Below are 12,095 nucleotides of genomic sequence, written 5' to 3'. Positions count from 1 at the left end.
AAGGGGGATACTAATGAATATAAATATATTAGCAGGGGGTCCTGAAGAATTTCTTCCCAATTTACATGAATATTCTAGTGAGAATGACATATGGGTTGGAGTTGATCGAGGGGTATACAGTCTTATTAATAAGAATCTTACACCAGTTATTGGTTTTGGAGATTTCGATTCTGTTTCGAAAGAAGAATTGCAGGTAATTGAAGGTCATGTAAAGGAAATGAAGAGGTATAAGCCCGAAAAAAATGAAACAGATATGGAACTTGCTTTGAATTGGGCTATAAAACAAGAGCCTGTTTTAATCCGAATTTTTGGAGCCACTGGTGGGAGATTAGACCATCTGCTGGCGAATGTACACTTATTGGTCAAACCGGTATTGGAAGAAAACCCAGTAAACATGGTTCTTATTGATAATCAAAATATTTTATCATTAAAAGGACCGGGAAGTTATAAAATTGAACAAAGGGCAGATAAAAAGTATATTTCTTTTGTTCCTATAACCCTTGACGTAAAAGGCATCACTCTGGAGGGCTTTAAATATCCGTTAGAAAACCGTCATATTTCCATAGGCTCTACACTATGTATTAGTAATGAACTTATTAGTGATTATGGTACTTTTTCATTTTCGGAAGGCATATTATTAGTGATAAGAAGTAATGATTAATAGCTTTTTTAGAGGTACTGATTTCGTCCGTTTGAATAAAATAGTAAGGGCGTACGAGAGAAGTTAGATGTGTGAGATGGTGAGGAGGGACATAATGAAGTTTTATACAATTAAACTGCCAAAGTTTTTAGGTGGACTTGTCCGAGCGATGATTGGTGCATTTAATAAGAAGGAATAGAGAAGCTGTTTAAGCACCTATTTTATGGGTGCTTTTTTATTTTGAGGAAATATGGGAAAGATAGTAAGAAAGGGCACCCTTTAAAGGATGCCCTGACATATTAAACGCGTTCTACTTTACCAGCTCTTAACGCTCTTGTAGAAACCCAAACACGCTTAGGCTTTCCATCAACAAGAATACGTACTTTTTGTAGGTTAGCACCCCATGTACGCTTGTTAGCGTTCATAGCGTGAGAACGTGCGTTACCAGTTGTAGTTTTCTTTCCAGTTACAACACATTTACGTGGCATAATGATTCCCTCCTTAATACCCAAAGCTTTATACAGCATTTACGTTATTGTCTAAAGATACTTTAATAATTTATCATACAACCAGTTTGAATGCAATAGTGATTACGAAACGTTTCAAGAAAAATACCTTGACATGCATTATTATTGATTGTAAAGACTATAAGAAGAAAGTATCGCTTTCAAATTTTTCTTCACTATAGTAAAATGACTTTAGTCAAGGTAGTGTCCTAAATATTGTAGTTAAAATCTTAAAGATGATTTTAACGAGAAAATATTTATTTTGCGCTTTAGAATATAGTATGCAAGCTCTTTTTTTAAAGAGCCTAGTCAAGGAGCAATTTCCAAAAGGGGGAACGATTCATGTCCATCGAATTAAAAACTAAGTTCGGACAAATTGATATTTCAAATGAAGTAATCGCCACCATCGCTGGAGGTGCCGCTATCGATTGTTATGGAATTGTCGGTATGGCATCAAAGAGCCAAATAAAAGACGGTCTTACAGAAATTTTAAGAAGAGAAAATTTTACTCGTGGAGTTATTGTTCGCCAAGAGAATGAAGAAGTACATATTGATATGTATATAATTGTCAGCTATGGAACAAAGATTTCCGAGGTTGCTCATAACGTGCAATCAAAGGTGAAATACACACTTGATAAGACCGTTGGACTTGCCGTTGACTCGGTAAATATTTACGTTCAGGGAGTTCGTGTGACGAACCCGTAAGTGGTGTAACGAACCGCAAGTAGAGGAGGAAAGTTTGTGTCTATTACAGCTTTAGATGGAAAACGTTTTGCAGAGATGGTGATTCAAGGTGCGAATCATCTAGGTGCCAACGCAAAAATGGTGGATGCATTAAACGTTTTTCCTGTGCCCGATGGAGATACTGGAACGAATATGAATTTATCAATGACCTCAGGGGCAAAGGAAGTTAAAAATAATGTGCAGGAACATATTGGTAAAGTCGGGGTGGCTCTATCCAAGGGTTTACTTATGGGTGCTAGAGGCAACTCCGGGGTTATCCTTTCCCAATTATTTCGTGGATTTTCAAAAGCAATTGAAACCAAAGCAGCCATCTCTGGAAAAGAATTTGCAGCAGCGTTAGAATCGGGTGTCGAAACTGCCTATAAAGCGGTAATGAAGCCGGTTGAGGGAACGATTTTAACGGTTGCAAAGGATTCTGCTAAAAGAGGTGTGCAGGCTTCCCAAAAATCGAACGATATCATCGAGATTATGGATGAAGTTTTAAAAGAAGCAAAGGCCTCTCTAAAACGTACCCCAGATCTGCTGCCAGTTTTAAAAGAAGTTGGTGTTGTTGATAGCGGTGGACAAGGGCTGGTTTTTGTTTATGAAGGATTTCTTGCTGAACTCAAAGGCGAGAAACTTCCAGATTCGCCTGAAGCATATCCTTCTATGGACGAAATGGTGAGTGCTGAACACCATAAAAGTGTCCAAGGTCATATAAATACAGAAGATATTGTATATGGGTACTGTACAGAATTTATGGTGAAGTTTGAAGATGCGAAGCTGGCAAAGCATCCATTCGACGAACAGGTTTACCGGAATGATCTAAGTAAACTTGGTGATTCCTTACTGGTTATAGCGGATGACGAGGTTGTTAAGGTTCATATTCATTCTGAACAGCCCGGTGATTGCCTAAGTTACGGACAGAGATACGGAAGCTTAATCAATATAAAAATTGAAAACATGAGACAGCAGCATTCCAATATAGTTGGAGAAACGCATACACCGTTAGTTTCCGATAAACCTCAAGTAGCTAAAGAACAGCAAGAGTATGGGATAGTTACTGTGTCCATGGGTTCTGGAATTGCGGATTTATTCAAAAGTATCGGTGCACATGCAGTAATTGAAGGCGGCCAAACGATGAATCCGAGTACCGAGGATATTGTTAAAGCCGTTAAAGAAGTGAATGCAAAAAAAGTATTTATTCTCCCGAATAATAAAAATATTATTATGGCTGCGCAGCAAGCGGCTGAAGTATCGGATGAAGAAATTTATGTAATCCCATCTAAAACTGTCCCTCAAGGTTTATCTGCACTTTTAGCATTTAATCCAGCTGGAGATGTTAAGGCAAATGAAGCTGCTATGACAGAAGCAATGCAGCATGTGAAGACGGGGCAAATTACCTTTGCTGTTCGCGACACCCAAATTGACGGTTTAGAAATTGAAAAAGATGACTTCATGGGAATTGCAGAAGGCAAAATCGTTGTGAAAAACAAAGATAAAGGTAAAACTGCGGAAGATTTGCTTACTAAGATGGTGGATGAGGATTCGGAAATATTAACCATCATTTATGGTGAAGATGTAACCGAGGACGAGGTAAATGCACTTACAGCGTTTGTAGAAGAGAAGTTCGAGGACGTAGAAGTTGAACTTCATAATGGAAAACAACCATTATATTCATTTATCTTTGCAATAGAATAAGTGATAAAATTAGAAGGGGAAACCCTTCTTTTTTCTTTTTTATGTGTTATAAATATAGATGGATATCCAAAGAGATACATTTGTCCTAGGGGGAGTAGACGGATGAAATATAGAAGTGTGTTTGACATAATAGGACCTGTTATGATTGGACCATCGAGCTCGCATACTGCTGGAGCTGCGAGAATTGGCAGAGTTGCTAGGAGTTTATTTGGCAGGGAACCAAAATGGGCGAATATATCTTTATACGGCTCGTTTGCTAAAACGTATAAAGGGCATGGTACGGATGTCGCGATTATTGGTGGTTTGTTAGATTTTGATACCGATGACGTAAGAATCATAAATGCAATTGATATAGCGAAAGAACGGGGTATTAAACTTCGATTTATAGAAGAAGAGGCAGTTACGGATCATCCAAACACTGCTAGAGTAATCATTGGTGATGATAAAGGGGAATTAGAGCTAGTCGGAATCTCAATTGGCGGCGGCAAAATTGAAATAACTGAGTTAAATGGCTTTGAATTAAAATTATCCGGAAACCATCCAGCCATTTTAGTGGTTCATAATGATCGTTTTGGTGCTATCGCAAGTGTTTCCAATGTCCTGGCAAAATACGAAATCAATATTGGCCATATGGAAGTTGCAAGAAAAGAAAAAGGAAAGCTTGCTCTTATGACCATTGAAGTAGACCAAAATATCGAAAATAAAATCCTTCAAGAACTAGAAGAATTACCAAATATACTGAAGGTTACAAAAATTGTTGATTAGCTCTGCGCTGGGGCTCGACAAAGACAATATGAAAAACAAGGGGGAAGGCAATTGTTTCGAAATGTTGCAGAGTTAGTAGAGCTTGCTGTTAGTAAAAATAAAAAAATATCGGAAATAATGATTGAGCAAGAAATGAATGTCACCGGCCGTAGCCGCGAAGAAGTACTTGCTTTTATGGACCGTAATCTAAGGGTTATGGAAGAAGCCGTTGAACGAGGAATCAAAGGAGTTAAATCCCACTCAGGGTTAACCGGCGGCGATGCTGTTCTATTACAAAAGTATATTGAAAAAGGCAACTTCCTGTCAGGCAAAACGATCCTTGACGCAGTAAGCAAAGCGGTAGCAACCAATGAGGTCAATGCAGCAATGGGAACAATTTGTGCTACGCCGACTGCAGGTTCAGCTGGAGTTGTGCCCGGTACACTTTTCGCAGTGAGAGAGAAACTAAATCCGACTAGAGAACAAATGGTAGAATTTCTTTTTACCGCAGGAGCTTTTGGTTTCGTCGTTGCGAACAATGCTTCAATTTCAGGTGCTGCTGGTGGATGCCAAGCGGAGGTTGGTTCTGCTTCCGGAATGGCTGCAGCAGCTATTGTTGAAATGGCAGGCGGTACACCGGAGCAATGTGCAGAAGCAATGGCCATCACATTAAAAAATATGCTTGGTCTCGTTTGTGATCCTGTTGCCGGTCTTGTCGAAGTACCATGTGTAAAAAGAAATGCAATGGGTGCAGCCAATGCAATGGTAGCTGCAGATATGGCATTAGCAGGTATAACCAGCAGAATACCATGTGATGAAGTTATTGATGCCATGTATAAAATAGGACAATCAATGCCGACCGCATTAAAAGAAACAGCACAGGGAGGGTTGGCGGCAACTCCGACAGGTCGTGAACTCGAAGCTAAGATCTTCGGTATTCCGCGCGTGTAAAGTGAATCAATACCTAAAACAATCAGTTACAGTGTTAAAAGGAATTGGGGAAGAAACAGCTGAGAGTTTAGCAGAAATGAAAATATATACAGTCGAAGATTTATTAGAATATTTTCCTTACCGTTATGAAGATTATCGGCTTCGTGAACTCTCAGAGGTAAAGCATGATGAGAAGATTACAATAGAAGGGAAGGTTCATAGTGAGCCTTCTCTTACATATTATGGCCGGAAGAAATCTAAGCTGATGATTAGAATGTTCGTTGGACAATATTTAATTAAGGTTGTGTTTTTTAATCAGCCTTATTTAAAGTCAAAAATCGTTATGAATGAAACCATTACGATTACAGGTAAATGGGACGCCCATCGGCAAACGATTACCGCTAATGAAATGCAGGTTGGACAAAATACAAAAACAACAGATTTTGAGCCAGTATACTCATTAAAAGGGAAAATCACCACTAAGGGAATGCGTAAATTTATTTCGATTGCATTTCAACAATTTGGTCAATATATCGAGGAAAGTTTACCGTTAACTCTTGTCAAAAAGTATCGCTTGGTAGACCGCAATAGTGCTCTGAAGGCGATGCATTTTCCAGTTAATCAAGAGGACGTAAAACAGGCTCGCCGCCGTTTAGTTTATGAGGAATTTCTGTTATTTCAGTTAAAAATGCAGGCATTACGGAAATTTGAACGAGAGCACTCACCTGGAATTGAGCAAAACTATTTAGAAACGAAGGTAGAGAAATTTATTCAATCATTGCCCTTCCCTTTGACCAATGCACAGAGTCGTGTTGTATCAGAAATTCTAAACGACTTAAAATCACCTTTAAGGATGAACCGCTTGCTCCAAGGAGACGTGGGTTCGGGGAAAACAGTGGTTGCTGCGATTGGATTATATGCGAGTGTTACAGCTGGCTACCAAGGGGCATTAATGGTACCAACGGAAATTTTAGCAGAACAGCATGCTGAGTCCCTTAATGGTTTATTAGAACCGTTTGGGCTTAGATGTGAATTGTTAACGAGTTCTGTTAAAGGGAAACGAAGAAGAGAGATCCTTCAACAAGTATCTGAAGGTACAGTGGATATATTAATAGGGACACATGCTCTTATTCAAGATGAGGTTACCTTCAAAAAACTAGGGTTCGTCATAACGGACGAACAACACCGCTTTGGGGTTGAACAACGGAGGGTGTTACGGGAAAAAGGAGAAAATCCTGATGTCTTGTTCATGACTGCTACACCGATACCAAGAACGCTTGCTATTACCGTGTTTGGTGAGATGGATGTATCGGTCATTGATGAAATGCCGGCTGGCAGAAAGGCGATTGAAACCTACTGGGCAAAGCCGGAAATGTTAGGAAGGGTTCTTTCTTTTGTAGAAAAGGAATTGGAAAAGGGTCATCAGGCTTATGTGATTTGCCCATTGATTGAAGAATCAGACAAGCTGGATGTCCAAAACGCTATTGACGTTCATACTACTCTAACGCACCACTTTCAAAATCGCTTTAAGGTTGGACTTATGCATGGACGGTTAAGTTCGGATGAAAAAGATACGATTATGAAGGCATTTAGTACCAATGAGGTACAGGTGTTAGTTTCAACCACAGTAGTAGAAGTAGGTGTGAATGTTCCGAATGCTACGATGATGGTCATTTATGACGCAGAAAGATTTGGACTTTCCCAGCTCCATCAGCTTCGCGGCAGGGTAGGCAGAGGCAGTGACCAATCGTACTGTATTCTTCTAGCGGATCCAAAGTCAGAAGTAGGTCAGGAACGAATGCGAATAATGGCCGAAACAAATGACGGTTTCGTATTAAGTGAAAAGGACCTCGAACTGCGAGGACCTGGAGACTTCTTTGGTAAAAAACAAAGCGGGGTACCAGAATTTAAGCTTGCAGACATGGTTCATGATTACCGCACACTTGAAACAGCCAGAAATGACGCGTCTCTAATGATCCAATCAAAAACCTTTTGGACAAGAAAAGAATACCAATACCTAAGAAACCAGCTAGAAAACACAGGTGTATTAGAAGGAGAAAAACTAGATTAATCAATAAAACCAACTTAGAGCAGACTGTAAGAATAAAAACTTATTCTTGCAATCTGCTTTTTCTAATTTTATACTACTATTAGTACCTAGTCATAATAGCTCGGACGGTGTATGATATGAGAAGAACAAAAAAAGAACGACAACAAATGCTTAAGGAAACCATTAAGGAAAATCCTTTTATAACGGATGAAGACCTAGCAGAAAAATTTCAAGTTAGTGTGCAAACCATCCGCTTAGACCGTCTGGAATTATCAATTCCTGAACTACGGGAAAGGATAAAGTATGTTGCCGAGAAAAAATTTGAAGATGAAGTCCGGTCTTTACCACTAGAAGAAGTCATTGGTGAAATAATTGATATTGAACTCGATCAAAGTGCGATTTCCATATTTGATGTTAGAGAAGAGCATGTTTTTATTCGGAACAAGATTGCTCGCGGGCACCATGTTTTCGCCCAGGCAAATTCACTAGCAGTAGCGGTAATAAATGATGAATTGGCGTTAACAGCAAAGGCAAATATTCAATTCAAGCGTTCTGTCAAACAAGGTGAACGAGTGATTGCCAAAGCAAAAGTTTTAAAAATAGACGATGGCCTTGGCAGGACGATTGTTGAAGTAACCAGTTATGTCAATAACGAACTTGTTTTTAAAGGCGAATTCGAAATGTACCGTTCAGAAAAATCATTAAAGGATGAGAAAAGATGAAGATAGCGATCGATGCAATGGGTGGCGACCATGCTCCTAAAGAAATCGTAATCGGTGCAATGAAAGCTGTAGAAGCATTTTCTGATATACATATAACCCTAGTCGGGGATGAAACCAAAATTAATGAATACTTAACGAATCAAGAACGAATAAGCATTATACATACATCCGAGGTGATCCTTGGTACTGACGAACCTGTGAGGGCAGTTCGACGAAAAAAAAGTGCCTCCATGGTACTTGCCGCGCAGCAAGTTGCCGATGGAATCGCAGACGCGTGTATATCAGCAGGAAATACAGGTGCATTAATGGCTGCTGGATTATTTGTTGTTGGCAGAATTGAGGGTATTGACCGTCCAGCACTTACACCTACGTTACCAACCATTGGCGGAGAGGGGTTCCTATTATTGGACGTTGGGGCAAATGTAGATGCAAAGCCTGAGCATTTGCTGCAATATGCGATAATGGGATCCATTTATAGTGAAAAGGTAAGAGGGATAGCTAAGCCTCGGGTAGGTCTTCTTAATATCGGAACAGAAGAAAAGAAAGGGACTGACCTAACCAAACATGCCTTCGAACTATTAAAAAACGCAAACCTTAATTTTGTAGGCAATGTAGAGGCCAGGGATTTACTTGATGGCGTAGCAGATGTCGTGGTGACGGACGGATTTACTGGCAATATGGTGTTAAAAACAGTTGAGGGTACGGCACTATCTATGTTTAAAATGCTAAAAACTACCTTAATGAGCAGCCTTAAAAGTAAACTTGCTGCAGCGGTGTTAAAGCCTGAATTCAAGGTTTTAAAAAACACATTGGACTATTCAGAGTACGGCGGTGCGGGACTATTTGGCTTAAAGGCGCCTGTAATTAAAGCACATGGTTCCTCTAACGGACAAGCTATCTTTAGTGCAATTCGTCAAACGAGGGATATGGTCGGAAAAGATGTAGTCGATCTTATTAAAAAATCCATTGAAGATGAGAAAACATCTAAAATAGAAGTGTAAGAAGGGGTGCGGAAATGGGAAAGATTGCATTTGTATTTCCTGGTCAGGGCTCACAAATAGTTGGTATGGGGCAACAGCTTGCCGAGCTGTATCCTGAGGTTATGCAATATTTTAAAAAAGCCGATGAAAGACTTTCGGCTGAATTAAGTAAGCTTATCTTTGAGGGGCCTCAAGAAGAATTGACAAAAACGGTAAATACACAGCCAGCTTTATTAACAACGAGTTTGGCCATTCTAGAAAGATTTCAAAAAGCAGCCATTAAGCCGGATTTTGTTGCTGGACATAGTCTTGGTGAGTATACAGCCCTTGTTGCAGCTGGCGCATTAACCTTTGAAGATGGTGTCTATGCTGTAAGAAAAAGAGGGGAATTTATGGAGGGAGCTGTTCCAAATGGTGAAGGTTCAATGGCAGCTATTTTAGGGCTTGACCGTGAACCTCTTTCTAAAGTAACAGCTGAAGTTAGTGACTCTGGCTTCCCAGTTTCTCTTGCGAATTTGAATTGTCCAGGTCAAATTGTTATCTCTGGTTCGCGGAAAGGTGTTGAGCTTGCAAGTGCAAAAGCAAAAGAATCCGGTGCAAAAAGAGCGATTCCTTTGGAGGTCAGCGGACCATTCCATTCTTCATTAATGAAACCTGCAGCAAGTGAACTGCGTCAGGTTTTAGATGGACTTGATATGAAGGATGCACGTATTCCTGTTATTGCTAATGTTTCAGCAAATCCAATGACGACTGCAGAAGAAATAAAAGAAAATTTAATTGAACAGCTTTATTCACCTGTTTTGTGGGAAGATTCTGTTGTGAAGATGATTGATTCAGGTGTAGATACATTTATTGAAATTGGTCCTGGAAAGGTACTTTCAGGTTTAATTAAAAAAATTAACCGTAGTGTTAAAACCTATTCGATCTCGGATGAGGAAAGCTGTCAATCTGTTATCGAGGCATTGAAGGAGGAAAATCTATGACACTAGAAGGCAAAGTTGCCCTAGTAACCGGTGCGTCAAGAGGGATAGGCAGAGAAATTGCTCTTGAGCTTGCAAGACAAGGAGCCAATGTCGCAGTGAATTATGCTGGCAGTGAAGGTAAAGCCAATGAAGTGGTAGATGAAATAAAAGCAATGGGTAAAGAAGCATTTGCGATTAAATGCGACGTATCTAATAGTGAAGAAGTAGCAGAAATGGTGAAAGAAACAGTAGATCGATTTGGTAAATTGGATATACTTGTTAATAACGCAGGTATAACAAAAGACAATTTACTAATGAGAATGAAGGAAGAAGAATGGGATGATGTTATTAATATCAATCTCAAAGGTGTTTTTCTCTGTACCAAAGCAGTGACCCGCCAAATGATGAAACAGCGTGTCGGCCGTATTATTAACATTACCTCCGTTGTTGGAGTTAGTGGAAATCCAGGTCAGGCAAACTATGTTGCAGCAAAATCAGGTGTTATTGGTTTAACGAAAACGACAGCGAAAGAGCTAGCATCTCGTAATATTACAGTAAACGCGATTGCACCAGGCTTTATTACAACCGATATGACAGATAAATTATCGGATGAGGTAAAAGATGAGATGTTAAAACAGATTCCGCTGGCCCGTTTAGGAGAGCCTAAGGACATTGCGAAAATGACGGCTTTCTTGGCTTCCGATGACGCTTCATACATTACAGGGCAGACTCTTCATATTAATGGCGGAATGGTAATGTAAATAGAAAAGCGGAAGCGCCTTGAACAGGGGCGACAGGCATAAGACGAGCCGGCATGAAGGTTGCTTTTTAACCTTCTTGACGGATTGGCTTATGACCCCGAGCCCCTAGGCGCTGGAGCTGGACATTAATCAAAGTTTAAAATATATTTTTTGTTTTTATAAGTGTATTATTTTATTGATATACTTTATAATAGCTTGAGGGGAGGTGAACTACAATGGCAGAGGTATTAGAGCGAGTAACAAAAATCATCGTTGACCGTTTAGGCGTAGATGAGTCACAAGTTAAACTTGAAGCTTCATTCAAAGATGATCTTGGTGCTGATTCCCTTGACGTAGTTGAACTAGTTATGGAATTAGAAGATGAATTTGATATGGAAATTTCTGACGATGATGCTGAAAAAATCGGCACAGTTGGTGATGCTGTGAATTACATAAATAGCAAGCAATAATTCGTTGGATTTTCTTCAAAAGCTCCGTTTTCAAACGGGGCTTTCTTCTATATTATTAGACTTGGCAGTCTTAAAAAAATACTGCCAGGTTTCTTTGCGTTTTGATTAAATATTACTTAAACTATTGATAGGAATGTGTAAAAAATATGCAAGGTGGAGACTTTAATGCGCAGAAAAGGTAAGGAAAAAGAAATGAACAATCGCGCAAAAGAAAATCAATTTAAGGATTTTCAGGATAAGATCGGTATTCATTTTGAAAATGAAAAACTATTAAAACAAGCTTTTACTCATTCATCCTATGTGAATGAGCATCGCAGAAAGCCTTATGAAGATAATGAAAGGCTTGAATTTTTAGGGGATGCTGTACTAGAACTAACTGTTTCAAAATTCCTGTTCCTAAAATATCCAATGATGAGTGAAGGAGAACTGACAAAGCTCCGTGCTGCTATCGTGTGTGAGCCCTCCCTTGTAACCTTGGCAAACGAACTTAGCTTTGGCAAGTTGATTTTATTAGGTAAGGGTGAAGAAATGACAGGGGGCAGGGAGCGTCCAGCGCTTTTAGCGGATGTATTTGAAGCTTTCATTGGTGCGCTATACTTGGATAAAGGACTAGAGGTAGTAAACGAATTTCTAGATAAAGTGGTTTTCCCTAAAATTAATGAGGGTGCTTTTTCTCATGTGATGGATTTTAAGAGCCAGCTTCAAGAACTAATTCAAAGAGATGGGACTGGGTTAATCGAATATAAGGTATTAATTGAAAAAGGTCCTGCCCATAGCAAAGAATTTGTTTCAAGAGTCTCATTAAACGGTGAAGAATTAGGTATCGGTACTGGTAAATCGAAAAAAGAAGCTGAACAGCATGCCGCCCAAATGGCGCTCGAGGTCCTAAAGGCTAAAACATCATAGTTAAAACAACCATAGTATGCT

The 12,095-nt window shown here is 39.5% G+C and carries 14 protein-coding genes; 13 read left to right on the top strand and 1 reads right to left on the bottom strand.

All coding sequences use genetic code 11. The features are described from left to right. Positions 1 to 13: 13 nt before the first annotated feature. Complete coding sequence (locus QFZ31_RS12845; RefSeq protein ID WP_307303333.1) at positions 14 to 661, top strand: thiamine diphosphokinase; 648 nt, start codon at positions 14 to 16, stop codon at positions 659 to 661. A gap of 94 nt (positions 662 to 755) precedes the next feature. Continuing rightward, positions 756 to 839 carry a stage V sporulation protein SpoVM gene (gene spoVM / locus QFZ31_RS12840; RefSeq protein ID WP_035424179.1) on the top strand — a complete coding sequence of 28 codons (84 nt, stop codon included), beginning with the start codon at positions 756 to 758 and terminating at the stop codon, positions 837 to 839. A gap of 100 nt (positions 840 to 939) precedes the next feature. Here the strand turns inward: spoVM and rpmB are convergent, their stop codons facing one another. Then, positions 940 to 1,128: a 50S ribosomal protein L28 gene (gene rpmB / locus QFZ31_RS12835; protein WP_045515302.1), complete on the bottom strand. Its 189-nt coding sequence runs from the start codon at positions 1,126 to 1,128 to the stop codon at positions 940 to 942. A gap of 360 nt (positions 1,129 to 1,488) precedes the next feature. Between rpmB and QFZ31_RS12830 the strand changes: the two genes are divergently transcribed. The 11 genes from QFZ31_RS12830 to rnc all read left to right on the top strand — a co-directional run bounded on the left by QFZ31_RS12830 (position 1,489) and on the right by rnc (position 12,074). Then, a complete protein-coding gene (locus tag QFZ31_RS12830; protein WP_063251637.1) occupies positions 1,489 to 1,851 on the top strand; it encodes an Asp23/Gls24 family envelope stress response protein in 363 nt (120 codons plus the stop codon). 36 nt (positions 1,852 to 1,887) lie between these two features. Next, positions 1,888 to 3,570: a DAK2 domain-containing protein gene (locus tag QFZ31_RS12825; RefSeq protein WP_307303330.1), complete on the top strand. Its 1,683-nt coding sequence runs from the start codon at positions 1,888 to 1,890 to the stop codon at positions 3,568 to 3,570. Between the two features lie 102 nt (positions 3,571 to 3,672). Beyond that, positions 3,673 to 4,335: an L-serine ammonia-lyase, iron-sulfur-dependent subunit beta gene (gene sdaAB, locus QFZ31_RS12820; RefSeq protein ID WP_307303328.1), complete on the top strand. Its 663-nt coding sequence runs from the start codon at positions 3,673 to 3,675 to the stop codon at positions 4,333 to 4,335. Positions 4,336 to 4,386: 51 nt separating this feature from the next. Beyond that, positions 4,387 to 5,265 (top strand): L-serine ammonia-lyase, iron-sulfur-dependent, subunit alpha, encoded by an 879-nt coding sequence (gene sdaAA / locus QFZ31_RS12815; protein WP_179597226.1) that lies wholly within the window; start codon positions 4,387 to 4,389, stop codon positions 5,263 to 5,265. A gap of 1 nt (position 5,266) precedes the next feature. Continuing rightward, entirely contained in the window at positions 5,267 to 7,315 is a 2,049-nt protein-coding gene (gene recG, locus QFZ31_RS12810; protein ID WP_307303326.1) for an ATP-dependent DNA helicase RecG, read from the top strand. A gap of 116 nt (positions 7,316 to 7,431) precedes the next feature. Continuing rightward, the gene (fapR, locus tag QFZ31_RS12805; RefSeq protein WP_063251642.1) at positions 7,432 to 8,016 is read left to right on the top strand and encodes a transcription factor FapR; all 585 of its coding nucleotides are present in this window, start codon (positions 7,432 to 7,434) and stop codon (positions 8,014 to 8,016) included. Further along, positions 8,013 to 9,017: a phosphate acyltransferase PlsX gene (gene plsX, locus QFZ31_RS12800; RefSeq protein WP_307303322.1), complete on the top strand. Its 1,005-nt coding sequence runs from the start codon at positions 8,013 to 8,015 to the stop codon at positions 9,015 to 9,017. Before fapR ends, plsX begins: the two co-directional genes overlap by 4 nt. Positions 9,018 to 9,031: 14 nt before the next feature. Next, the gene (fabD, locus tag QFZ31_RS12795; protein WP_307303321.1) at positions 9,032 to 9,979 is read left to right on the top strand and encodes an ACP S-malonyltransferase; all 948 of its coding nucleotides are present in this window, start codon (positions 9,032 to 9,034) and stop codon (positions 9,977 to 9,979) included. Beyond that, positions 9,976 to 10,719 (top strand): 3-oxoacyl-[acyl-carrier-protein] reductase, encoded by a 744-nt coding sequence (fabG, locus tag QFZ31_RS12790; protein WP_307303320.1) that lies wholly within the window; start codon positions 9,976 to 9,978, stop codon positions 10,717 to 10,719. The genes fabD and fabG overlap by 4 nt, the downstream gene beginning before the upstream one ends. Before the next feature lie 215 nt (positions 10,720 to 10,934). Then, a complete protein-coding gene (acpP, locus tag QFZ31_RS12785; RefSeq protein ID WP_179597216.1) occupies positions 10,935 to 11,168 on the top strand; it encodes an acyl carrier protein in 234 nt (77 codons plus the stop codon). A gap of 165 nt (positions 11,169 to 11,333) precedes the next feature. Next, complete coding sequence (rnc, locus tag QFZ31_RS12780; RefSeq protein ID WP_307303318.1) at positions 11,334 to 12,074, top strand: ribonuclease III; 741 nt, start codon at positions 11,334 to 11,336, stop codon at positions 12,072 to 12,074. The last annotated feature ends 21 nt before the right edge of the window (positions 12,075 to 12,095 follow it).

The sequence above is a fragment of the Neobacillus niacini genome (genome assembly GCF_030817595.1).
Classification (GTDB): Bacteria; Bacillota; Bacilli; order Bacillales; family Cytobacillaceae; genus Neobacillus; species Neobacillus niacini_G.
The sequence above is the reverse complement of the archived record's forward strand: the minus strand, read 5'-3'. Positions and strand labels throughout refer to the sequence as shown.